The sequence below is a fragment of the Parapedobacter sp. 2B3 genome, assembly GCF_041925275.1.
Taxonomy (GTDB): Bacteria; Bacteroidota; Bacteroidia; order Sphingobacteriales; family Sphingobacteriaceae; genus Parapedobacter; species Parapedobacter pyrenivorans_A.
This window is the reverse complement of the sequence record NZ_JBHEUZ010000006.1, coordinates 147378-170926: the sequence shown is the minus strand read 5'-3', so window position 1 is coordinate 170926 and position 23549 is coordinate 147378. Positions and strand designations below refer to the sequence as shown.

Here is a 23549-nt window from a genome sequence, read left to right as displayed (position 1 = left end):
TATAGCCTAAGGCTAGGACTATTGCCCAGCCATTGTACATTCACCGTACATTAATAGCTGAGCAATAATCCTGCCCCCAGGCCCATATCACTGTCGTAGTGAGCACGGATACCGATGTTTTTCGTGATGATATACCGAAGATTACCCATATACTCGAGATCCGTGTTAACCATAAAACCTCCCCTTACCCGTTTTGAGATGGGGATATCCTCACGCATCAAAGACAGCCTTACTATGCCGTCATGATAGACCTCGGCCTGGAAATTGACCAACATCGGCAACGTGTACATAAAACCCAAGCTAACGGCACGACGTGTGTCTTTTTCATTTTTCTGCCCGAATAGATTGGTTTCGTGCTCGTCCATCCCCATTTTCCGATATCGCCAGTCAAACCCGACAAACGGCATGAACCACTGCATTTTGCCGATAAATCGTCCCAAATGGGTCTCCACTTCATACCCATGCATCGCGTTATAGCCTAAACGCCATTCGGTGCCCAATGACCACCGAGCATTCTGAAGCATGGCCTCGCCGTCGTTTCCATTGGTGGCGAAATCATTCTGGGCCATAAAATGTAGCATGTTGCTTTCCATCTGCAACGCGTTGTAGGCCTTCGCCTTGTCGGGCAAATAGGGGTTTTGATAGTCGCCTATCGCAAACACCCGGTTCATGCCGGCCATCATGTGATACAGGATGTGGCAGTGGAAGAACCAGTCGCCCTCCTCATTTGCCAGAAACTCAACGGTGTTGGTCTCCATGGGCATCATGTCCATGACGTTTTTAAGCGGCGCGTTATCCCCGTGGTCATTGACAACCCTGAAATCAAATCCATGCAGGTGCATCGGGTGGCGCATCATGGAATTATTGTAGATTGTGATGCGCAATATTTCGCCTTTCTTAACCGGTATCTTATCCGTTTCGGAAAGTATCTTATTATCCATGCTCCATACATAGCGGTTCATATTCCCGGTGAGGGTGAATTTCAATTCTTTTACAGGGGCATCTTCGGGGAGGGCCGTGTTATGTGGCGACTTAAGCATGGCATAATTCAGCGTAACGATATCACCCAGCGCGTTTGCATCATAGCGATTGGATTCATTGTCCATGTCCATGCCGTGCTGGCTGTGGTCCATTTCTTTTCCAGTTTCTCCGGTAATTTCGGGGTACATCACCACGTTCATATCCATCTTGTTCAAGCTCATCTTCATTCCCATATCGTTCAGATCGCCATTCATTTTCATCATTTCGTTCATCATCTTCATTCCCTCAAAATACTTCAGCGGGGGCAGGGGCGAAATGAGCTGTTTGATGCCATTGCCGATAAAGTAGCTTGCGGATTGTGTTCGGTCTTCCGTGGTAGCTAAAAACTCATAGGCTACTCCGTGTTCCGGAATGGTAACGACCACATCATAGGTCTCTGACACGGCAATGAGCAACCTGTCTACCTCAACCGGTTCCACGTCGTTACCATCACTCGCCACAACGGTGATTTTACCCCCTGCGTAACGCAACCAGAAGTAGGACGACGCCCCGCCGTTGGATATGCGGAGTCGTACCCGATCTCCCCCCTTCAGTGCTTGACCATCCACCGTTTTCAGCTCTACGGGATTTTCGCCGTTTATCAGGATTTTATTGTAATACACATCGCTGACGTCCATAGCAAGCATCCGTTTCCATTCATTCGTTACTTTGGTCTGGAATTGGCCTTCTTTGATGGCCTCGGCGTATGACTGCGTAGCACCCTTCTTGATGGCGGCCCAATCATTGGCATTGTGCAGCATCCGGTTGATGTTGTTGGGGTTGAGGTTTGTCCATTCGCTTAGCATGATGGGTACGGTGGGCAAATCATCGATTCCCTTTCTGAAGGTTTTATCGCCGTCACGTTTTTTCATGACGAAATTGCCGTACATTCCGATCTGTTCCTGGAACCCCGAATGGGAGTGGTACCAATGTGTGCCGTTTTGGATAATGGGAAAACGGTACGTATAGCTTTCTCCCGGTGCTATGGGCTGTTGCGTAAGGTGGGGCACACCGTCTTCCTTATTGGGCAGGAATACGCCGTGCCAATGTAATGAGGTGCTTTCGTTGAGCTGGTTGTGTACCACGATTTCGGCCGTATCACCTTCCGTAAAGGTAAGCGTAGGCATCGGGATTTGCCCGTTTACGGCAATTGCCCTTTTTTCTTTGCCGGCATAGTTGACAACGGTATCGCTGACGTATAAGTCGTAGCGCACCACCTGTTGTGCAAACAGCGATTGCGAACAGAGCAGCAGCAGTACGGCCTGTCCCATTTTTTTGGGCACATTTTTACGGTTATTCATTTTTCTTTAACGACAAATTAGTGCATCGGAATCGTTTCTTCCACCGAACCGCAGGCGAGCATCTGGGCACCGTAATACGGGTTTTTAATGGTATTTTCCTTGCTCAGCCAATTTGCTCCGTTGCCATGGTTGTACATCGGGCAATGTTGGTAATACAGGGTGGTTTCCTGCTGGGATACCTTGGCCAGTTCATAGAGTTGCGTGGAAAGTGCAGCGAAAGCTTCCCGTTGTTTTGCAATGTCTTTTGATAGGGAGATGCGTTCGGCATTCGCTGTCAAATCAGTCAATACGTCCATCCAGACAGTATGTTCGGCCGTGGAGAGCTTATCCATTTCCACTGCACGGATAGCCGCAACCCATTCAGTAGCCTTTGCGGATGCGGTAGCAGCAGCTGTTTTTACCAACGCATCCTTTACGGAGAAATAGCCGTCAAATACCGACCGTAATTGCGACGCATTCGCTGCTGTTGCATTTGCGGATGGAACTGCCTGATGATGGTCGTGTGTTGCTTTGGATTTCGCGGCTGGTTTTAAGGTCCTGTCGTACTGGCAACAGTCTGATAATTTTGCATACGCGTCGTCGGGTGCCAGAAAGCTTTCACTGTCGTAGCCGGCTAAGGCAATCCGTTTCAGGATTTCATCCGGATTGGTTTTGCCGCTGTTATAGGTAAGGGTGGCCATTTTGGTGTTTTGGTCCCATGTTACATGGGCTTCTTTTTTTACATTCCCTGCTTGCTCAATGGTCGCTTTGCACATATTGCAATTGCCAAAGATCTTCACGGTTGCTGTTTTCGCCTCCTTGATTTGTGCGAAACTGTTTATGGATGATAGTGATACGGCCATCACCATCAATAGTTTTGATATGGAGTTCATGTTATTTTAAATTATGAATTAATTAAGGATATCCGAAAGCTGGATGTAGCTTTCGACAAGACACACGTATGGCTAGTCAGCCAACTGTTTAGCTTATTTTAGGCGGTAGCCAAATGGAGCAAAAGCCCGAGGAATAGTAAGCAGGTTTAAAGTCGAATCGTTCCTTTTCGGCGTCACCAAACGGACCTCTCTCTTTTGATTCGATGACCGCTGCTAAGCCCGAAGCACCCGTTAGTGTGCTGCATTTGCAAGTGCTGTGCGTGCAATTGCCCCCGCAATCACTGTGCTGCTCCCCTTTGTCATTGGCGTGGGCTTTGCAGCGGTCAGTATGTGCTCGTTTTTCGGGTTGTTCTATCGGACAGGAAGAATGCTCGGTCTTTGGGGATGTTCCACCGCAAGCGCGGCTTTGCATGGGTATCAAAAAGACACCGACGCAAAACAGAACGATTATGCCGATATGTATGCCCAAATTGCTCAACGGTAGTAAACCTACGTAACAAAGCTATAAACAAAAATTGGTTTTTAGTTGTTTTAAAAAAAACTGAATTTCTCCTTTCCTTCTTATTTGACATTCCGCCGACCCAATCATCCGCAAGGAGATGTATTTTTGCGATCGATTAACAAACGAACACACATGGATTTCCAAGCCTATTTGGACGTATTTGGACGGATATTGAATAGCACCGTTCCCGAGGCTCCTTATGATAATGCCGCTTACCTTGATTATACCAAGCTCAACTGGTCGCGGATGAATCGGTGGTTGAAGAAAGGGGAGCTATCCGGCCAGCTGATTGAGGCGGCAAAAAATATTTCACAACCACAGCAATGGATCGTGATTACCGAACCTTGGTGTGGCGATGCGGCGCACTCCGTGCCTTTCATCCAGTTGGCTGTGGAGTTGAACCCGCTGATTTCCGTGGATTACGAGCTGCGCGACTCCGAGCCGTTCCGTATTAATGATTATTTGACCGGAGGGAGCAAGTCTATACCGAAACTAATTATCTGCGATGGCCAAGGGGCCGACCTCGCCACGTGGGGACCACGTCCCGTGGAATGTCAAACGCTGTTTGATCGGCTTAAGGCAGAAAACGCCGATTTCGAAACCCAGAAGACGGCCTTACAACATTGGTACAATGCCGATAAAGGGCAGTCTGTGCAGGCCGAGCTGGCCGCTATTCTCGAGGCATTGTGAGGCTACTACATCTTTAACCCGATTTCCCTGAGCCGCTCGTCCAGGTACTCGCCGGCTGTCACGTCCGGATAGGCTTTCGGGTGGTTGGTGTCGACGCATGATTCCAGCACCGCCAAGCTCATGTCGGCCTTCGGGTGCAAAAAGAACGGCACCGAAAACCGGGAGGTTTTCATCAGCTCACGCGGTGGGTTGACCACGCGATGGGTGGTCGACTTCAGTTTGTTGTTGGTGAGCCGTTGCAGCATATCGCCCACATTTACCACGATGTCTTCACCGTGGGCTTTCACCGGGTACCACGTGCCCTCGCGGGTGAGTACCTCCAGTCCGTCTGCACTGGCGCCGATGAGCAGCGTAATTAGATTGATGTCTTCGTGGGCCCCGGCGCGCACGGCGTCGTCGGGCAAGCTGTCCGGGTCGTCGATGGGGAAGTAGTGGATGGCGCGTAGAATGGAGTTCCCTTGTATGACTTTGGGTTCGAAATAGTTTTCCGCCAATCCCAGGTAAACGGCAATCGCTTTGAGCAATTCACGCCCGGCGGCTTCCAGTCGCCCGAACACTTCGCCGGTCACTTCGTCGAAACGGGGGAACTCATCCACAACCGGGTTGTCATCCTGCCCGCGTTGCCAGAACTCCTTCAGGTCGGGAACTTTCGCATCTTTTGCCTTTTCTTTTCCCTTTGAGGTGTATCCCCGCTGGCCGGCGAGACCGGGGATTTCGTATTTCGATTTCGTGGCCTCCGGTAAGGCAAAAAAAGCCTGCACTACGTGATACAGCTCATCGATCAGCTCCTTATCCATGCCGTGGTTGGCAATGGTGACAAACCCCGTTTCATTGAAGGCTCTGCCGATTTGCTGTGAAAACAGGTGGCGCTGCTCCGCCGATCCGCTGGTATAATCATGAAGGTCGAGCCTTGGGATATTGATATTCGCCATCTTTCCTTTTTTAAGGTAAAGGTACAAGTTTTTGGCGATAAGGCCCGGCGTTCGTTTAGTTATTCAGCGCAATATAAACCAGCCCATCTTCTATCTTGACCGGGTAGGTCTTGATGGCGCATTCGTCGCCCGATATACATTCTCCGGTGTCCAGTGCAAACGTTTTTTTGTGGAACGGGCACGCTACCTTGGGTTGGTCGCCGAGCGATCCGATCATACCGCGGCTCAAGATCATTTGCCGTTTGTGGGGGCACTCGTTTTGTGTGGCATACCATTCATTTCGGCGTTTGAAATAGAACAAGGCAATCTGTTGGTTTTCCAGCTTCAGGCAAACCCCGCCATTGGCAATCGTGTCTTCTACGCGGCAGGCTAACTTCCAGGATGTTGATGTTGCTAACGTTTCCATAAATGTGTTTTAAAGTAGTGAATTAAGAATTTGCGTTTTTAATGAGTTGTTAATGCATTCCAATCGGCCGCTTTTTTCTGCCCCCGCAAAGTCTCGAAACGGATCGTGTCGTCTTTTTCTTCGGGTGCGTTGACAAAATGGACGAAGCGCTTGCGTATTTCGGGGTCTTTTACCGCTACTTTCCACTCGCATTCATAGGCATCCACCAATTCCTGCATGTCCTTCTCCCAGGCCTCGGCCATGCCGAGGCTATCGTTGACGACGACGTTGCGTAGGTAGTCGATGCCACCATCCATCTTGTTCAGCCACGTGGCCGTCCGCGTGAGCGGGTCGGCTGTGCGTATGTAAAACATGAGAAACCGGTCGATGTACTGGATACAGGTAGTCGAATCGACATCGTTGGCCAGCAGCAGCGCGTGCTGCGGCTTGCTTCCGCCATTGCCGCACACATAGAGGTTCCACCCTTTTTCCGTGGCGATAATCCCGAAATCTTTGCTTTGTGCTTCCGCGCACTCACGTATGCATCCGCTTACGGCAGATTTTAGTTTGTGGGGCGCCCGCAGGCCGCGGTAGCGCTCTTCGATCTGGATGGCAAAGGAAACGCTGTCGTGTAACCCGAATCGGCACCAAGTGCTTCCCACACAGCTTTTTACGGTACGTAGAGCCTTTCCATAGGCGTGGCCACTTTCAAACCCGGCGGCAATCAATTCTTCCCAGATAGCGGGCAGGTCATTCAAGTGGGCGCCGAACATATCGATGCGTTGCCCACCGGTGATCTTGGTATACAGTCCGTATTTTTTGGCGACCTCGCCGATGACAATCAATTTATCGGGATGGATTTCACCGCCGGGCACGCGCGGCACCACCGAGTAGGTACCCCCGCGTTGGATGTTGGCCAGGAAACGGTCGTTGCTGTCTTGCACCACGTCATTGCCTCGGCCAAGGATCATCTCGTTCCATAGGCTGGCCAGGATGGAGGCTACCAAGGGCTTACAGGTTTCGCACCCGTCGCCCTTTCCTACACTATCCAAAACCTCGTCGTAGCTTTTCAACTGGTGGATTTTCACCAGGTCGTAGAGCTCCTGCCGGCTGTAGTTGAAGTGTTCGCAGATGGTGGCACGGATGTATTTGCCCTGTTGCTTCATGGTATGGGTGATGAGATCCTTTACCATGGGTACGCAGCCCGAACAGCCTGTGCCGGCCTTGGTGCACTTGCTCACCCCTTCGAAATTTTCGCAGCCCTGGCTGGTTATCGCATCGCATATCTGCGCTTTCGTTACGCCTTCGCAGCTGCAAATCAGCGCCGAATCGGGGAGGGATTCCAGCCCCGAACCGGTAGGCTTGCCGTCTGTTTTTTCACCGAGAAGAAGGATTTCGGGGTCTGGGGGAATGGGCATGCGGTTGTTGACGGTCTGCAGCAGCATGTTGTAGCTGCTGGCTTCGCCCACGAGGATGCCACCGAGTAGCCGGCTACCGTCCGTGCTGATGTTCAAACGCTTGTATACCCCTTTGTGTGTATCTTCCAATAAGAGGGTTCTTGCGTGGGGCTCGGCGATGAACGGGTCGCCGAAGCTGGCCACGTCTACCCCCATTAGTTTTAGCTTGGTGCTCATGTCGAAGCCGTTGAACGATTTTTCTTCTTGGCAGATGGTGCAGGCGGCCACTTCGGCCATCTCATAGCCGGGGGCCACCAAGCCGTAGATCATGCCGTTTGAGAGGGCACATTCCCCGATGGCCAATATGGTGGGGTCCGAGGTGCGCATCGTCTCGTCGACGATGATCCCGCCGCGTGGCCCGGTGGCCAAGCCGCAGGTGGTTGCCAGTTCGTCGCGGGGCTTGATGCCGGCAGATATGATGAGGATGTCGACATCGATTTGGGTATCGTCCGAAAACGAAAGCCCGGTTATCCGCGCATCGCCGAGTATTTGGGTGGTCGATTTCTGCAACAGGCAGGTGAGCCCTAGGTTGTCCAGTTTCGTTTGCAGCGTGCGGCTGGCGCTGTCGTCTATCTGCCGGGGCATCAATCGGGGTGCAAATTCGATGACGGTGGATTCCTTGATGCCTGAATCTACCAGTGCTTTGGCTGCTTCCAGGCCCAGGAGGCCGCCGCCGATGACAGCGCCCTTCTTAGCGCGTACCGCATATTCCTTGATAAGGTCGAGGTCCTGTATGGTGCGGTACAAAAAGACGCCCTCTTTTTCTACCCCCGGGATGGGTGGCACGAAGGCGGCCGATCCGGTGGCCAGTACCAGGAAATCGTAATCAAGTTGGAGCCCTTTTGACGAAATAATCGATTTGTTGTCCCGATTTATAGAAATAACCGGATCATTTAAGTGTAATTCAATGTTGTTTTCATCGTACCACTGGTGTTCAGATAGGTAAAGTTGCTCCAATGGCTTGTCACTGAAGTAGCTGGTGAGGTGAACACGGTCGTATGCCCTTATCGGTTCCTCTCCAAACACTATTATTTTAGAAATTTTGTCTTTTTTTCTAAATTTTTCACAAAATTTATGGCTAACCATGCCATTTCCAATAATAACTATTGTTTTTTGCTTCATATATATGACTATATTATATTAAAAGACAAAAATTATATTATTTATGACTGCTAAATTAGTATTTTTTTTCAAAAATGAATATATTGTATTATTTATTTCACAATAATTTGTATTTTTGTTTATTATATTTATTAAATAATGTAAATTTTAATACTAAATATTCAAAATATGCTTCACATTATTGGTTCTGGTCCGGGCGATGTTGAATTACTTACCATAAAAGCATATAAAATATTGGCTAAAGCGGAAGTAGTGTTGTTTGATAACTTAGTGAATAGGGATTTGCTGGGGATTATGCCGAAAAATTGCATAAAAATATATGTAGGCAAGAAACCTTTTGGCGAATATGTGCCCCAAACCGATATCAATGAGTTAATAGCATACTACTGCACACGTTACGTCCATGTGGTGCGGTTAAAAGGAGGCGATCCGTATATATATGGCAGGGGGTTCGAAGAGTGGGCGGTTGCCCAACAGCTGGGCGTACAGGTGGTTTACGTGCCGGGTATTACGAGCATGCAAGGCATCGGTATGTGGGATATCCCTCTTACCCATCGCGGCACCAGTGAAGGCATTTGGGTGCTCACCGGCATGAAGCGCGACGGTAGCATCGCGTCTGATTTATCACTGGCCGTGCAAAGCAATTCGACGGTGGTTATCTATATGGGCATGCGGAAGCTCTCGGAGATTGCGCGGACGTACGTGATGCATGGCAAAGGCGATACACCGGCGGCCATTGTGCAGGATGCAACCAAACCCGACGGCCGAAGGGCGACCTGCGCGGTGCGCGACCTGGTGAAATGCAGCCGGGAAGCCAATATGGGTAATCCGGCGATCATCGTCATCGGTGAGGTCGTCGCCTTACGTGAAGTGCTTACCTCCTTTTCCGCGAAGCGCCACGTCGTGTAGTATTAAAAATACAAGGAGCATACTAAATAGGGATATAACAGATCAATTGCAATGGTTAACAATCAGCAGCCGCTTTCCAAACTCAACATCTTTTCGTTTAAAGGGATTCAGATGAGAACCTTCCACATTACGTGGATTACGTTCTTTTTCTGTTTTTTCGGGTGGTTCGGGGTGGCACCGTTGATGCCCATGATCCGCGACGAACTGGGCTTGACCAAAAGTGAAGTGGGCAACATTATTATCGCTTCCGTTTCGGCAACGATTATTGCCCGCCTATTGATCGGCAAACTGTGCGACACATGGGGGCCGCGACTCACTTACACCATTTTATTAGCAGTGGGTTCGATTCCGGTAATGCTGATCGGGTTGAGTAACAGCTACATGTCATTCTTGCTATTCCGTTTCGCCATCGGGATTGTCGGCGCGTCGTTCGTCATCACCCAATTCCATACATCCATGATGTTTGCGCCCAATATTGTGGGCACGGCCAATGCGGTAACCGGTGGCTGGGGGAATCTGGGTGGGGGCGTTACCAACCTGGTGATGCCATTGGTTGCTGCCGGTTTTGCTGCGATGGGATGGGTGAGCGACGGCGATTCCTGGCGGCTGGCGATGGTGGTGCCCGGTGTCATCCTGCTGGTCATGGCCTTTGTTTACTATCGCTACACCACGGATACGCCTGCCGGGAATTTCAGGGACTTGGCACGTACGGACGCCGCCGTGCGGCAGAAAAAAGGAAAGGGGTCATTGATGGAGGCGCTGCGTGATTACCGCGTATGGGTGCTGACGCTGGCTTATGCCGCTTGTTTTGGCATCGAGATTACCGTAGACAATGTGGCCGCCACCTTCTTTATCGATCGGTTTGGCACCAGCCTGATCATGGCGGGAGCGATGGCCGGCATATTCGGGGGCATGAATGTTTTCGCACGCGCCCTTGGTGGTATCGTCAGCGACCGCGTTGGTAAGAAATTCGGGATGAGGGGCAAAGGGACCCTATTGGGTTTGCTATTGGTGTTGGAAGGGGTGGTAATCATGCTATTTGCGGTATCGGGCTCGTTGTTGGTTGCGGTTGTTACTATGCTGGTTTTCGCATTGTTTCTGAAAATGGCCAATGGTTGTACCTACGGGATCGTTCCTTTCATCAATAAGGACAACATTGGGGTGGTGAGTGGCGTAGTGGGTGCCGGTGGAAACATCGGCGCCATGCTGGTTGGCTTCCTTTTCAAATCGGAGGAATTGACGTACGTGGATGCCTTCCAGTATATCGGTATCGGTGTGGTTTTTATCGGGCTGCTGGTGGTTGTAACCAAGTTCCAGCCCAGGCCGGTAACCGTTGTAAAACCCCGTGAACTGGTGTTTGAGCAATAATCTAAACGAGTGATGGACCAGCGCTAGCTATGAAGAGAACGGAAGTAACCAGTACTTGCTGTTATTGCGGGGTCGGCTGTGGGGTGAAAATCCAACTGGATAAGCACGACTTGGTCGCGGTGGCCGGTGACCCGGATCACCCGGTAAACCGTGGCAAGTTGTGCAGCAAGGGCATGAACCTACAATATACGGTCAATGACAGGTCCGATCGGCTGCACTACCCGCAGATGCGTTACCACCGCAGCATGCCGATGCAGCGCGTGAGTTGGGACGATGCCTTTGACCGCACCGCTGCGGTGTTTCGTTCGTTGATTTCGACCTATGGGCCAGACTCCGTGGCATTTTACGCATCGGGCCAATGCCTCACCGAGGAGTATTACGTGGTCAATAAACTGATCAAAGGCTTTATCGGGAGCAATAACATCGATACAAATTCGCGCCTGTGCATGAGCAGCGCCGTTGCTGCCTACAAGATGAGCTTGGGCGAGGACTCGGTACCGATTTGCTACGATGACATCGAACTGTCCGATTGCCTGCTGGTGGAAGGGGCCAATCCCGCTTGGTGCCACCCCATTCTCTGGCGCAGGGTAGAGGCTCACAAAGCGGAAAATCCCTATACCAAGATCATCGTCGTCGATCCACGTAAAACAGATTCTGCAGCTATCGCCGATATCCATCTGCAAATACAGCCCGGTACCGACATGGTGCTGAACTATGCCCTCGGTAGGTTGCTGATTGAAAACGGCAACATCGATAGCGACTTCATCGAAAACCACACGGAAGGGTTTTTGGTATACAAAACACGGGTATTCGAACAGACGATAGCGGAAGCAGCATGGATTTGCAAGGTCTCCGAAGCGGATATCCGGCAAGCGGCTGCCTATATCGGGATGTCCAAATCGTTGTTGACCCTGTGGACGATGGGGCTCAACCAAAGCGTGAAGGGGGTAGACAAGAACCTGTCGCTGATTAATCTCAACCTGATCACCGGGCGGATCGGGAAACCAGGGTCGGGCCCCTTCTCATTAACGGGTCAGCCCAATGCCATGGGAGGCCGGGAAGTGGGTGGGTTGGCCAACCTGCTTCCGGCGCACCGCGACCTGAAGAATGATGCCCATCGCCAGGAGGTGGCTGATTTCTGGGGCGGTACGGTCCTATCCGATAAACCGGGGCTTACCGCCACGGAGATGTTTGATGCCCTCGCCGATGGGAAGCTGAAGGCCATCTGGATCCTATGTACCAATCCACTCACGAGCCTACCCTATGCCCGGAAAGTGGAGCAAGCATTGAAGAACGCCAAATTCGTGGTGGTGCAGGAAATCAGTAACAAACCACAGACGCTGGATTATGCCGATGTGATCTTGCCAGCCGCCGGGTGGGCAGAAAAAGAAGGGACCATGACCAATTCCGAACGGCGGATAAGCCACCTGCACAAAATCATCGACCCTCCGGGAGAGGCGCTGCCCGATGCCGAAATCATCTGCCGCTTTGCCCGGAAGATGGGGTATAGCGGGTTTGACTATGCGGGCCCCGAAGCGATATACAAGGAGCACACCCGGCTCACGGCCAAAACGTCCATCCGCGTTGAAGGGTTGGACTATGCTCGGATAGACACCCATAAGACCATCCAATGGCCGTACTGGAAGCACCATGATAAGGGGACGCCACGTTTATTTGCAGACCACCGGTTTCATACGCCCACGAAGCGGGCCATCATCCACAGCCCCGGTGTTGAAATGCCGAGTGAGCAGCCCGACACCGATTTCCCCTTCATCCTAACCACCGGCCGGATTCGCGACCAATGGCATACCATGACCAAAACGGGGAAGGTGAGCAAGCTGAAGCAGCACATCAGGGAGCCCCAATTGGAGATGCATGGAGACGACGCCCGGCACTTGGGGATCGTAGAGGGACAATTGGTGGCAATCACCTCCCGCCGGGGCAATGTGCGGGTGAAAGCCACCATCAGTAGTACCATAAAGCCCGGTTGCGTGTTTCTGCCCATGCACTGGGGGAAACGGTGGGGGTCGGACCTCAACCGGGCAAACAACCTGACCAACCCATTGCTGGATCCGATTTCGAAAGAGCCGGACTTTAAATTTTGTGCGGTACGGGTAGTGCCTTACCGGAAGGAGTTCGAAAGGATCGTGATCGTGGGCGCTGGGGCCGGCGCCTTCGGGTTCGTGAAAGCCTTTCGTGACCTTAATAAGACCGACGAAATCACGGTGTTCAGCAACGAAGACCTCCCGTTTTACAACCGGGTGATGCTGCCACACTATGTGAGCGGCGACCAGCAATGGGGCGAACTGGTTAAAATGCAGGATGAGGAGGAACATGACGTATACCAAATCAAGCATATCCGGGGTGTGACGGTGACCCGCATCGATCGCTCAACTAAACGTGTCGAAGACTCGAGGGGGGGTAAGACGCCCTACGACGTACTTATTTTGGGTACAGGGAGCCGCCCCACGATGCCGAAGGACATACCGACCATGCCGGGGATTTTCAGCATGCGGCGTCGATCGGACGCCGATAACCTACGGAAGTTCCTTCGCAGAGACGCATCGGTCGTGATTATCGGTGGTGGGTTGCTGGGGTTGGAAATGGCGGCGAGTTTGCGCGAAATGGGCGTAAAGATCACCGTCGTACAACGGGTTTCGCGCTTCCTGAACCGGCAGCTGGACGTGTTGGGCAGCCAGATGCTCCACGAGGAGATGGTGGAGCAGGGGTGCGACGTGTACTACAACGACGAGGTGCAACTCTACTATGGTCGTAACAAGGTCAACAAGGTCGAATTGAAAAGCGGCCGGCAGATTAAATGCGATGCGGTGATCGTGGCAATAGGTACCACCCCCAATATCGAACTGGCCAAAGCCGCGGGCCTCCAGTGCCAGCGTGGCGTAGTAGTGAATAACCGCATGCAGACCAGCGATCCTTCCATTTATGCCATCGGCGAGATCGCCGAGTTCGAAGGGGTACTTTACGGCATCACCGCCGCTGCCGAGCAACAGGGGGCGGTGGTGGCGCGGTATCACCATGGCGACGTAGGGAGTGTATACCAGGGGAGCTTGTTTATGAACATCATCAAGATACAGGGGTTCGACCTCTGTAGCATCGGCCTCGTTGATTGCCCCGATGATACGTATGAGGAGATCGTTTTCATCGACAAGGCCAAACGTTATTACAAGAAATGCATCATCCACCAAGACCGGCTTGTGGGCGCTATTTTAATCGGCGACAAGAATGAGTTCCTGGAGTTTAAGGACCTGATAACGAACAAAACCGAACTCAGCGAAAAGCGGTTGCAGCTACTGCGCAGTGGCTCAACGAAAGAACCGGTTATCGGCAAGCTGGTATGCAGCTGTAGCCAAGTGGGCGAAGGGAATCTGGTTAACCTGGTCCAGTCGGGCTGCACCGAGTTGGATGCCTTGTGCGCGAGCAGCGGTGCCGGAACCGGATGCGGTTCGTGCCGGCCACAAGTGATGGCGATCTTGGAAGGTGTGCTATCGGAGACGGAAAAGATGGAGGCAGTACATGGCTAAGAAACGGCAACCCGCTTGGAAACGCGTCAAGGTCAACCTACCGGGTGGCTTTGTATCCGTTGGCGACCTCAGGACGCTATTGGTGGCAATCGAATCCGTAGGCATCCGCACCGTCAAGATAGGTGCCCGCCAACAGATTCTTTTCGCTGCGACGTCCGAGCAGCTTGAAGAGCTGACATATGATCTCTTAAACCAGGAGCTCCTCCACGAAGTGGTCAATGATTATTACCCCAATATTGTGAGTTCCTATGTGTCGGACGGTATCTTCAACCAATCGCGGTGGTTGAGGGAAGGCATTTACAAGGACATCCTGTCGTCGTTTGAGTTCGTGCCGAAGTTGAAGGTGAACATCGTGGATGCGAATCAATCGCTGGTACCTTACTACACAGGCAATCTGAATTTCGTGTCGTCCGATGTCGGTAACTTCTGGCACGTCTTTATCCGCTGGCCAAAAACCAATCAACTATTCGAATGGTCTTCCTTGGTATATTCCATGGATATCGGTGAGATTTGCCGGCAGTTGGAAAAGCTGATCCTCCAGGGCGACGGCTTGCCCAAAGCGGGCGGTAGGGCGTTGGGTGCGAGTCTGGAGGCAAAAGTGAAGGAGGCGGTGCAATTTCATTGCCAGAATTCTGCCCGTCCGTTGGTCGAGTCAGAGTTCCGCCTGCCCTATTATGAAGGATTGAACCGGTACGACGATAAATTTTGGCTGGGTATTTACCGGCCGGACGAGACGTACACGGTCTCCTTCCTGCTTGACGTTTGCGGCGCTTGCCAAACCTCACGTATAGGACAGCTCTATACCACACCCTGGCGCTCATTGATCATCAAGGATATCCGGCAGGAAGACCGGACTGTATGGGATTATATTCTGGATAAGCACCGCGTTAATCTGCGCCATGCATCTAACGAGCTGAATTGGCAACTGGAAGACTGGTGTGAATCTGCCCTGAAACTGAAGCGGTCAATCGTGCGGTATTTCGATCGGATGAATATCCGTACCTACCGGTTGTGTTTCGGCATTAAGATCGGCACGAACAGCGGTATCTGGGGATCGATTATTTTAAAAGATACGACTGGCGGCGGCAAGGAGCCTTGTTTTGACGTGTTGCATACCAAGGACTTCAATGCCAATTCCCGCACGCTTATCCCGTATAAGCAAGGGGTAGCACAGCAATTGCTACCCCGCGTCCTCGAGGAGCTTTGCGACAAATTTTACGATTTAGCGGTGGACGATGGCTTGTCGGCGGACCACTCGACAGCGTATTTGCCCGAGGCCCCCGAGACTTTGCCCGCACATCAGCAATTCCAATGCACACACTGCCTGAGTATTTACGACGCAGCTTACGGCGATGCGCTGATGGCGGTGCCGCCCGGTCTGGAATTTGCCGATCTGCCGGCAGACTATGCCTGTGGTGTGTGTGGTGCGCCGAAGGAAGATTTTAACCCCATCCATCGGACCGATAAGACATCAGCAACACACTGACATGGAATTATATATGGCATTGACGTTATTTGTAGTAGGCTTTCCGTGTGCTCCCTATCGGGGGGCGAATTCGGGTACTATAATACCCCGGATTGTATCGAGGAATGGGAGAAGCTATATATTTAACCAGTAACTATTTCAGATGAAGAAGCACATATTGCTATTGTTTTGTTTTGTTTTAACCCTCGTCACTGTCAATGAAAGCCGCGCCCAAGCTGTGTTGGAAATTGGCGGTGATGTAGGTGAGCGGCTGTCGCTAACGATGGATGAACTTAAGGCACTTCATGTACAAAAGTATCTTGCGCAATCGATGAAGGGCGACACGGCTACGTACGATGTGGTCCGTTTAATCGATGTGCTGGCGTTGGCAGGCGTACCCAGCGGTAGCCAGGTGAAAGGGGAGCACGTCCAAAAAGTCGTTGTTGTTACCGCAGCTGATGGCTATAAGGCGGTGTTCTCACTAGCGGAGCTTGATCCGAAATCGACCGACAATGCCGCCTTACTAGCCATCGGAGTGTACGGTAAATCGTTGGACAAGCGGGTTGGGCCGTTGCGTCTCATCGTCCCTAACGATCAGTTGCATTCGCGTTGGGTGCGGGAAGTCAGAAGCATTTTCGTTGTTTACCCTCAGCTGTAAGATGGTTGTCTGTTAGACATAGATAGTTAACCCATTCCTTAGTGCCGAGCCAAAGTAGGCACGCAGCCCGCCCTGTATCCTTTGCCTTGGGTGCGTCACGACCTCGTACAGCAAAATTCTTTTAAAACAACGTTTTTTATTTCCACAAAAAATTTGCTTTCCAAAATTATTCCACCTAAATTTGCTATGCATGCATAATAAATTATATGCAAAACCGGTATGAATGACGACAATACGATAGACTATTACCTCAAGGCGGCGTGGCAGTCTGCAGCGAATAAATACAACCAGATCGCCTCACAATTCGGGATTACGCAGGCCACGGGCTATGTACTCATCAATATCCACAAGGAGGGTACGCCGGTTTCGCAGATTGCCAATCTGTTGGGTGTAAAAACTACGAGTTTGTCGCGCATACTCAATAACCTGGAAAGTTTAGGGTTGATTTATAGGGAGACCAACAGCGCTGATAAGCGTTCGGTAAAAGTGTTCGTGACGGATTTAGGTAAAGAGAAACGTGAGCAAGCCAAAGATGTGGTACGGAAATTCAACGTATACCTCGATGAGCACCTGTCGGACGAAGAACGGAGATCGGCCATTCATACATTGAAGCGCATTAACCAGTTGGCCGTACAGTATAAACCCGAATGATGGATTTGAGACGTTAGACATGAGACATGAGACAATAGACAAAAGGCGAATCACAAAAGTAGCTGTATTGGGCTCAGGGGTGATGGGCTCGCGCATCGCGTGCCATTTTGCCAATATCGGTGTAGAAGTATTGCTGCTCGATATCGTTCCTAATGAATTGTCACAGCAGGAAACGGCCAAAGGCCTCACGCTAGACAGCAAAGCGGTGCGTAACCGCATCGTGAACCAGTCGTTAGAAGCCGCTATTAAAACCAATCCTTCGCCTGTGTTCAGCAAACGCAGTATAAAGCTGATTAGGACCGGTAATTTCGACGACGATTTTGCTGCCATCGCTTCAACGGATTGGGTCATCGAAGTGGTGGTAGAGCGGCTGGACATCAAGAAACAGGTATTCGATAAGGTAGAACGGTATCGGAAGCCGGGTACACTCGTCACGTCCAATACATCTGGAATCCCCATCCATTTGATGGCAGAAGGGCGGAGCGATGACTTCAAAGTGCATTTCTGCGGTACGCATTTCTTCAACCCTCCCCGTTATCTGCGGCTGCTCGAAATTATCCCTACACCGGATACCAAACCGGAGGTTGTCGATTTCCTGATGCATTACGGTGATAAGTTCCTCGGCAAAACCACGGTGTTGTGCAAAGACACCCCGGCCTTCATCGGTAACCGTGTAGGTGTTTACTCGATGCTGGCATTGACCCACTTGGTAGAACAGCTTGGCCTCACGGTGGAGGAAGTCGATAAATTTACCGGCCCGGCCATGGGCCACCCCAAATCCGCCACCTTCCGTACGGCCGATGTGGTGGGGCTGGATACGTTGGTCAATGTAGCCAACGGACTGGCGGAAAACGCCCCAGATGATGAAGCCAAGGGTGTTTTCCAATTGCCCGATTATATCCGGCAGATGGTCGACAAAAAATGGCTGGGCGAGAAGAGCGGACAAGGGTTCTACAAAAAGATAAAAGACGATAAGGGCAATAGCGTCATCTTGGCGCTCGACCTGAAAACCCTGGAATACCGCAAGCAGGAAAAAGTAAAAGTGGCGACGCTGGATGCCACGAAAGCGGTGGATGATATCCGTAGGCGGATGAAGGTGTATGAACAGGGTACGGATAAAGCGGGTGCATTTTTCCGCGCCATGCACTACCCATTGTTTGAATACGTCTCCCGGCGGGTGCCCGAGATTACGGATGAGCTTTTCCGTATCGACGATGCCATGCGGGCAGGATTCGGATGGGAGTTGGGGCCTTTTGAAGTGTGGGATGCACTGGGTGTCAAAGAGACCGTCGATAAGATAAAATCGGAAGAAAAGCGTGTGCCGGGTTTCAGTGGAGAGGTCGCAGGATGGGTGCAGGAGATGCTGGCAGCGGGCCACGACTCCTTCTACAAGGTAGAAAACGGAGCGCGGCACTATTACGATATCGGGAGCAAATCGTACAAACCCGTTCCGGGTACGGGGGGCTTTATCATCTTAGATAACATCCGCGGACAAAAAACTGTCTGGAAAAACAATGGGCTCACCATTACCGATCTCGGAGACGGCATCCTCAATGCCGAGTTCCATACGAAGATGAATACGATAGGGGGTGATGTCATCCAGGGCTTGCATAAAGCAATCGATCTGGCGGAAAAGGACTTCAGGGGCTTGGTTGTGGGCAATGATGGCGCCAACTTTTCCGCAGGTGCCAATATCGGCATGATTTTCATGATGGCCGTCGAGCAGGACTACGACGAGCTGAATATCGCGGTAAAGACGTTCCAGGATACCGCTATGCGATTGCGTTATTCGGCTATCCCCGTGGTGGCGGCACCGTTCAATCTTGCGCTGGGTGGTGGCTGCGAGTTTTCCATGCATGCCGACTTCGTGCAGCTTCATGCCGAAACGTATATGGGGCTGGTCGAATTTGGTGTAGGGGTCATCCCGGGGGGCGGCGGTTCCAAGGAATTTGCCCTCCGTGCGTCTGATGAGTTCAAAGAAGGGCAAATCGTACAACAGGTGCTGCGCGACCGTTTCCTGACCATCGGTCAGGCCAAGGTGTCCACGTCGGCAGTGGAAGCATTTGAACTGGGGTATCTTGAGGCAGGCAAGTATGCCATCAGCATGAACCGGAGTAGGTTGCTGGCCGATGCCAAGGCGAAAGCCATTGAGTTGGCAGAAGGGGGTTACACCCAGCCGGTACCGCGTTCCGACATCACGGTGCTTGGCAAGCAAGGGCTGGGCATTGTCTATGCCGGGGCCAATTCGATGCGCGCTGGCAATTATATATCCGAACACGACCAGAAGATATCCGAAAAGCTAGGCTGGGTGATGTGCGGCGGCAACTTGTCGTCGCCTACCGAAGTGTCGGAGCAGTATCTGTTGGATTTGGAGCGCGAAGCGTTTTTGTCCTTGTGCGGTGAACGGAAAACGCTGGAGCGGATCCAGCACATGTTAACTAAAGGAAAAGCATTAAGAAATTAACTATGGAAGCTTACATCATAGCAGGATACCGGACGGCGGTAGGGAAGGCACCCCGTGGCGTGTTCCGTTTCACACGGGCAGATGACCTTGCGGCGGACGTCATCAAGCATCTTGTAGCTTCCGTTCCTAATCTCGATAAAGAACAAATCGACGACGTGATCGTGGGCAATGCTACTCCGGAGGCGGAACAAGGTCTCAACATCGGTCGGATGATATCGCTGATGGGACTCGATACGGAGAAGGTGCCCGGGGTAACGGTGAACCGCTATTGCGCTTCGGGATTGGAAACCATTGCCACGGCCGTGGCCAAAATCAAATCGGGTATGGCAGATGTCATAATCGCAGGTGGTGTGGAAGTGATGTCGGGTATGCCCTTCGGTGGCTGGAAGCTGGTGCCCAATCCGGAAGTGGCCAAAAGCCATCCCGATTGGTACTGGGGGATGGGGCTTACCGCGGAAGCCGTGGCCAAGGAGTATAAAGTGAGCCGGGAAGATCAAGATGCCTTTTCGCTGGCGTCGCACCAAAAAGCTGTCGCTGCCATCGCGAATGGGCATTTGAAAGACGGCGTGGTGCCGATTACTGTGAAGGAATCTTACCTAGAAGACGGTAAACGGATAAAGACCCGCGAATACGTGGTGGATACCGATGAAGGGCCGCGGGCCGATACGAGTTTGGAGGTGTTGGCAAAGTTGAAACCTGTCTTTGCGGCAGGGGGCTCCGTTACGGCGGGCAACTCCTCGCAGACGTCAGATGGCGCAGCATTCGTGCTGGTAGTATCCGAAAAGAAAATGAAGGAACTGAATGTCGAGCCCATCGCCCGCTTGGTAAGCTATGGTGTAGCTGGTGTGCCACCGCGTATCATGGGCATCGGACCTATCTTCGCGATTCCAAAAGCTTTGAAAATGGCTGGGATGAAATTGGAAGATATGGAACTCATCGAACTGAACGAAGCATTTGCTGCCCAGTCGCTTGCGGTAATCCGCGAATTGGGCATTAATACGGATATCTTGAACGTAAACGGCGGTGCCATCGCATTGGGCCATCCGCTGGGGTGTTCCGGTGCCAAGCTATCCGTGCAATTATTTCATGAACTGAAACGCCGGAACCAACGATACGGGATGGTAACCATGTGTGTAGGGACCGGACAGGGCGCTGCCGGAATTTTCGAGATGATGTGAGACGTCAGATATGAGATATGAGACGTGAGATATGAGACGTGAGATTTGAGAAATCAGTTAGGTAAGCAGTATGCATCATTTAAAAGAACTTCATGTCTGGCAGAAGGCTATTGAGTTAGCCACGTACGTTTATAAAGTGACGATTGATTTTCCAGTAGATGAACGGTACGGTCTGACAAATCAGATCAAACGTGCTGTGGTATCTATCGCTTCCAATGTTGCTGAGGGTGCAGGACGTAATTCTGATAGGGAGTTTGTTCATTTTCTCGGAATTGCGAATGGATCAGCCTATGAATTGCAAACCCAGATTATCATTGCCCGTAATTTGGGTTTATTAGATGAAAATCACACAAAATATATCGAAGAGCAGTTGAATGAAATTCAAAAGATGATTTATGGATTTCAGAAAAAATTAAAAATAACCTTCAAATCGAAAGAACATGGACAAGGAGTTTAGTGATGAGGCAGGTCTCAAATCTGACATCTCAAATCTCAAATCGATGAAAGGGGGAGAATTCGTTATCCGTGAGACGGAATTTACGGACATATTCATACCGGAGGACTTCGATGAGGAACAAGTGATGATCCGGCAGACGTGCGACGATTTTCTTGCCGCGGAGATCTATCCCAACCTAGAGCGTATCGATACACAGGAGGAGGGACTGATGGAAAGCCTGCTTGACAAGGCTGGCGAGCTGGGCCTGCTGGGTGTTTCTGTCCCGGAGATCTATGGCGGGTTCGGGAAGAACTTCAATACGTCCATGCTGGTAGCCGACGTAATCGGTGCGGGCCATTCCTTCGCCGTTGCCCTTTCGGCCCATACGGGGATCGGTACATTGCCTATCCTTTATTATGGAAACGACGCCCAAAAGGAGAAGTATGTGCCCAAGCTGGCTACGGGCGAATGGAAAGCGGCCTACTGCCTTACCGAGCCCAATTCAGGGTCGGACGCCAATTCCGGGCGTACCAGTGCTAAACTCAATGAAGCGGGAACACACTACCTCATCAATGGCCAAAAGATGTGGATCACCAACGGTGGCTTTGCCGACATATTCATCGTATTTGCTAAAATAGATGACGATAAGAACCTCACCGCGTTTATTGTGGAGCGGGAGTTTGGTGGTATCACTATGAACCCCGAAGAACATAAACTGGGCATCAAGGGTTCATCCACCCGGCAGGTATTTTTTAATGAGTGCCCGGTGCCGGCGGAGAATATGCTCTCCGAACGGGAAAACGGATTCAAAATCGCTGTGAATATCCTCAATGTGGGCCGCATCAAGTTGGGTGCTGCCACCATCGGCTCTTCCCGGCGGGTAATTGGTCAAGCCATCGGCTACGCCAATGAACGGGTACAGTTCGGCTTACCGATTTCCAAATTCGGTGCCATCCGCTATAAACTGGCTGAAATGGCTGTGCGGAATTTTGCAGTGGAAAGTGCTGCATACCGGGCCGGCCAAAATATCGACGATGCGTATGATGCATTGGTTGCAGGGGGGATGGATGCGGCAAAAGCCAAGCTGAAGGCGACCGAACAATTTGCCATCGAGTGTGCCATATTGAAAGTTTGGGGGTCGGAGATGCTCGACTACGTAGTAGATGAAGGGGTACAAATCTACGGCGGAATGGGCTACTCAGCGGATGCACCCATGGAACGCGCCTACCGCGATTCGCGCATCAACCGTATTTTTGAAGGTACCAACGAAGTGAACCGTTTGCTCATCGTGGATATGTTGCTGAAACGTGCCCTCAAAGGGGAGCTCGACCTCATGGGCCCGGCGCAGGCGGTAGCCGGTGAGTTGATGGCCATTCCCGATTTCGGCGAGGTAGACGATGTGCCCTTCGCGTATGAAAAGAAGCTGCTTACCAACCTTAAGAAAGCGGGATTGCTGGTGGCCGGTGCTGCCGTGCAGAAGCTGATGATGACGTTGCAGAAAGAGCAAGAGATATTGACGAATATAGCCGATATCGTCGGATACGTATACCTCGCCGAGTCGACGCTGCTCCGTGCCGAGAAACTGGTGCAACAGCGTGGTGAGGAAGCGGTGCAACGGCAATTGGATATGGCACGTATTTATTTGCATACCGCGATAGACCGCGTATACCTCGCCGGCAAGGAGGCGCTTCATTCCTTTGCCGAAGGTGATGAATTGAAAATGATGTTGGTCGGCATCCGGCGCTTCACCAAGGCCGAACCCTATAACATCAAGGATGCTCGGCAACGGATAGCCCAAGCATTAATTGAAGCAAATGGCTGGTGTTTCTAACGATCCACAAACACATGAAACGGAACCGGGGCGGGGAAACTTGCCCCGGTTTCATTTAGAGGGTTCAATGGCAATTGTTGAGGAGCAAGGTGAAGGTTACGTCGAAATCGTCCTTGACTTTGACGAGGCCACCGGCTTTCTTTGGGGGACTAAGATCGAAATCTGCAAAAGAAAAGGCTCGGCTTCCTTCAAGCCTATAACCAGTACTGGTTTTGGAAAATGAGCACCTGATGTTAAAGGGTTTGCGCTGGCCAGCTAGCTCGATGATCACTTTACCCGTAATGTAATCTGTTCCCCCATCGCAAAGTGGCATCCGTTCCAACGACATGAAACGGATGGCCATTTCGGGATATGCGTCCGCCTTCAGCGTTTTCCGGAGATCGGCAGTGAGCATCCGGTGGTTGCAATCAAATTGACCGATTGCGATACGGATGGCGCCCTTCATGTTTACACTCACCCCGTCTTTCGCCACCATACCCCGCAAGGGCTCGGCTTGGAATACTCCTGACGCTTCGCATCCAAACGTATTAATGTTTGAACTGCCGCTGATGGTGATGAAACTGTTGGGCAACACCGTCCAGTGCAGTTCGCTGGTGGCGTGCTCAAACCCCAGATTAGGCCCCTTGAAAGAAACGAATACACACAACGCTCCAATATAAAGGAAAATTGAAAGTAGACGGGTGTAACAGGTTGCTTTCATGATGTCACGTTTTGTTGGGAACGTCCAAAAAGCCTCGATGGATGTTTGCGATTGGAATGCCTTATA

Annotated in this window: 17 protein-coding genes; 11 read left to right on the top strand and 6 right to left on the bottom strand. The window is 51.4% G+C overall.

Features of this window, described 5'->3' with window-relative positions; all coding sequences use genetic code 11:
* Nucleotides 1–50 precede the first annotated feature (50 nt).
* On the bottom strand, nt 51–2291 hold the full coding sequence (locus tag ACEVG1_RS09115) for a multicopper oxidase family protein (protein ID WP_374743410.1): 2241 nt from the start codon (nt 2289–2291) through the stop codon (nt 51–53).
* A gap of 47 nt (nt 2292–2338) precedes the next feature.
* Complete coding sequence (locus ACEVG1_RS09110; protein WP_374743351.1) at nt 2339–3193, bottom strand: DUF3347 domain-containing protein; 855 nt, start codon at nt 3191–3193, stop codon at nt 2339–2341.
* Between the two features lie 634 nt (nt 3194–3827).
* Between ACEVG1_RS09110 and ACEVG1_RS09105 the strand changes: the two genes are divergently transcribed.
* A complete protein-coding gene (locus tag ACEVG1_RS09105) occupies nt 3828–4385 on the top strand; it encodes a thioredoxin family protein (RefSeq protein ID WP_374743350.1) in 558 nt (185 codons plus the stop codon).
* Nucleotides 4386–4390: 5 nt separating this feature from the next.
* Here ACEVG1_RS09105 and ACEVG1_RS09100 read toward each other — a convergent pair whose 3' ends face one another.
* The 3 genes from ACEVG1_RS09100 to nirB are packed head-to-tail and all read right to left on the bottom strand — an operon-like array spanning nt 4391 to nt 8281.
* Complete coding sequence (locus ACEVG1_RS09100; RefSeq protein WP_374743349.1) at nt 4391–5317, bottom strand: isopenicillin N synthase family dioxygenase; 927 nt, start codon at nt 5315–5317, stop codon at nt 4391–4393.
* A 55-nt stretch (nt 5318–5372) separates the two neighbouring features.
* Nucleotides 5373–5723 carry a nitrite reductase small subunit NirD gene (gene nirD, locus ACEVG1_RS09095; RefSeq protein WP_374743348.1) on the bottom strand — a complete coding sequence of 117 codons (351 nt, stop codon included), beginning with the start codon at nt 5721–5723 and terminating at the stop codon, nt 5373–5375.
* 38 nt (nt 5724–5761) lie between these two features.
* A complete protein-coding gene (gene nirB / locus ACEVG1_RS09090) occupies nt 5762–8281 on the bottom strand; it encodes a nitrite reductase large subunit NirB (RefSeq protein ID WP_374743347.1) in 2520 nt (839 codons plus the stop codon).
* A 168-nt stretch (nt 8282–8449) separates the two neighbouring features.
* Between nirB and cobA the strand changes: the two genes are divergently transcribed.
* The 10 genes from cobA (at nt 8450) to ACEVG1_RS09040 (ending at nt 22783) form a co-directional block, all read left to right on the top strand.
* The gene (gene cobA / locus ACEVG1_RS09085; protein ID WP_374743346.1) at nt 8450–9190 is read left to right on the top strand and encodes a uroporphyrinogen-III C-methyltransferase; all 741 of its coding nucleotides are present in this window, start codon (nt 8450–8452) and stop codon (nt 9188–9190) included.
* A 111-nt stretch (nt 9191–9301) separates the two neighbouring features.
* A complete protein-coding gene (locus ACEVG1_RS09080; RefSeq protein WP_374743345.1) occupies nt 9302–10558 on the top strand; it encodes an MFS transporter in 1257 nt (418 codons plus the stop codon).
* 29 nt (nt 10559–10587) lie between these two features.
* Nucleotides 10588–14100 carry a molybdopterin-dependent oxidoreductase gene (locus tag ACEVG1_RS09075; RefSeq protein WP_374743344.1) on the top strand — a complete coding sequence of 1171 codons (3513 nt, stop codon included), beginning with the start codon at nt 10588–10590 and terminating at the stop codon, nt 14098–14100.
* Nucleotides 14093–15586 (top strand): rubredoxin, encoded by a 1494-nt coding sequence (locus tag ACEVG1_RS09070; protein WP_374743343.1) that lies wholly within the window; start codon nt 14093–14095, stop codon nt 15584–15586. The genes ACEVG1_RS09075 and ACEVG1_RS09070 overlap by 8 nt, the downstream gene beginning before the upstream one ends.
* Before the next feature lie 142 nt (nt 15587–15728).
* The gene (locus ACEVG1_RS09065; protein ID WP_374743342.1) at nt 15729–16223 is read left to right on the top strand and encodes a molybdopterin-dependent oxidoreductase; all 495 of its coding nucleotides are present in this window, start codon (nt 15729–15731) and stop codon (nt 16221–16223) included.
* Nucleotides 16224–16442: 219 nt separating this feature from the next.
* Nucleotides 16443–16874, top strand: coding sequence for a MarR family winged helix-turn-helix transcriptional regulator (locus ACEVG1_RS09060; RefSeq protein WP_374743341.1), 432 nt, complete (start codon nt 16443–16445; stop codon nt 16872–16874).
* A gap of 19 nt (nt 16875–16893) precedes the next feature.
* Nucleotides 16894–19338 (top strand): 3-hydroxyacyl-CoA dehydrogenase NAD-binding domain-containing protein, encoded by a 2445-nt coding sequence (locus tag ACEVG1_RS09055; protein WP_374743339.1) that lies wholly within the window; start codon nt 16894–16896, stop codon nt 19336–19338.
* 2 nt (nt 19339–19340) lie between these two features.
* Nucleotides 19341–20516, top strand: coding sequence for an acetyl-CoA C-acyltransferase (locus ACEVG1_RS09050; protein WP_374743338.1), 1176 nt, complete (start codon nt 19341–19343; stop codon nt 20514–20516).
* 70 nt (nt 20517–20586) lie between these two features.
* Nucleotides 20587–20973: a four helix bundle protein gene (locus ACEVG1_RS09045; protein ID WP_374743337.1), complete on the top strand. Its 387-nt coding sequence runs from the start codon at nt 20587–20589 to the stop codon at nt 20971–20973.
* Nucleotides 20957–22783, top strand: a complete 1827-nt coding sequence (locus ACEVG1_RS09040) for an acyl-CoA dehydrogenase family protein (RefSeq protein WP_374743336.1) — start codon at nt 20957–20959, stop codon at nt 22781–22783. The genes ACEVG1_RS09045 and ACEVG1_RS09040 overlap by 17 nt, the downstream gene beginning before the upstream one ends.
* A 64-nt stretch (nt 22784–22847) precedes the next feature.
* On the opposite strand, the gene ACEVG1_RS09035 is transcribed toward ACEVG1_RS09040, so the two are convergent.
* Entirely contained in the window at nt 22848–23483 is a 636-nt protein-coding gene (locus ACEVG1_RS09035; RefSeq protein ID WP_374743334.1) for a YceI family protein, read from the bottom strand.
* Between the last annotated feature and the right edge of the window lie 66 nt (nt 23484–23549).

Bases quoted from the DNA above. Each gene is read 5' to 3' on its own strand.
- ACEVG1_RS09080 (WP_374743345.1), top strand. From the start codon at position 9,302: ATGAGAACCTTCCACATTACGTGGATTACGTTCTTTTTCTGTTTTTTC.
- ACEVG1_RS09110 (WP_374743351.1), bottom strand. From the start codon at position 3,193: ATGAACTCCATATCAAAACTATTGATGGTGATGGCCGTATCACTATCA.
- ACEVG1_RS09075 (WP_374743344.1), top strand. From the start codon at position 10,588: ATGAAGAGAACGGAAGTAACCAGTACTTGCTGTTATTGCGGGGTCGGC.
- ACEVG1_RS09050 (WP_374743338.1), top strand. From the start codon at position 19,341: ATGGAAGCTTACATCATAGCAGGATACCGGACGGCGGTAGGGAAGGCA.
- ACEVG1_RS09035 (WP_374743334.1), bottom strand. From the start codon at position 23,483: ATGAAAGCAACCTGTTACACCCGTCTACTTTCAATTTTCCTTTATATT.
- ACEVG1_RS09055 (WP_374743339.1), top strand. From the start codon at position 16,894: ATGAGACATGAGACAATAGACAAAAGGCGAATCACAAAAGTAGCTGTA.
- ACEVG1_RS09065 (WP_374743342.1), top strand. From the start codon at position 15,729: ATGAAGAAGCACATATTGCTATTGTTTTGTTTTGTTTTAACCCTCGTC.
- ACEVG1_RS09115 (WP_374743410.1), bottom strand. From the start codon at position 2,291: ATGGGACAGGCCGTACTGCTGCTGCTCTGTTCGCAATCGCTGTTTGCA.
- ACEVG1_RS09060 (WP_374743341.1), top strand. From the start codon at position 16,443: ATGAATGACGACAATACGATAGACTATTACCTCAAGGCGGCGTGGCAG.
- nirB (WP_374743347.1), bottom strand. From the start codon at position 8,281: ATGAAGCAAAAAACAATAGTTATTATTGGAAATGGCATGGTTAGCCAT.
- cobA (WP_374743346.1), top strand. From the start codon at position 8,450: ATGCTTCACATTATTGGTTCTGGTCCGGGCGATGTTGAATTACTTACC.
- ACEVG1_RS09070 (WP_374743343.1), top strand. From the start codon at position 14,093: ATGGCTAAGAAACGGCAACCCGCTTGGAAACGCGTCAAGGTCAACCTA.
- ACEVG1_RS09045 (WP_374743337.1), top strand. From the start codon at position 20,587: ATGCATCATTTAAAAGAACTTCATGTCTGGCAGAAGGCTATTGAGTTA.
- ACEVG1_RS09040 (WP_374743336.1), top strand. From the start codon at position 20,957: ATGGACAAGGAGTTTAGTGATGAGGCAGGTCTCAAATCTGACATCTCA.
- nirD (WP_374743348.1), bottom strand. From the start codon at position 5,723: ATGGAAACGTTAGCAACATCAACATCCTGGAAGTTAGCCTGCCGCGTA.
- ACEVG1_RS09100 (WP_374743349.1), bottom strand. From the start codon at position 5,317: ATGGCGAATATCAATATCCCAAGGCTCGACCTTCATGATTATACCAGC.
- ACEVG1_RS09105 (WP_374743350.1), top strand. From the start codon at position 3,828: ATGGATTTCCAAGCCTATTTGGACGTATTTGGACGGATATTGAATAGC.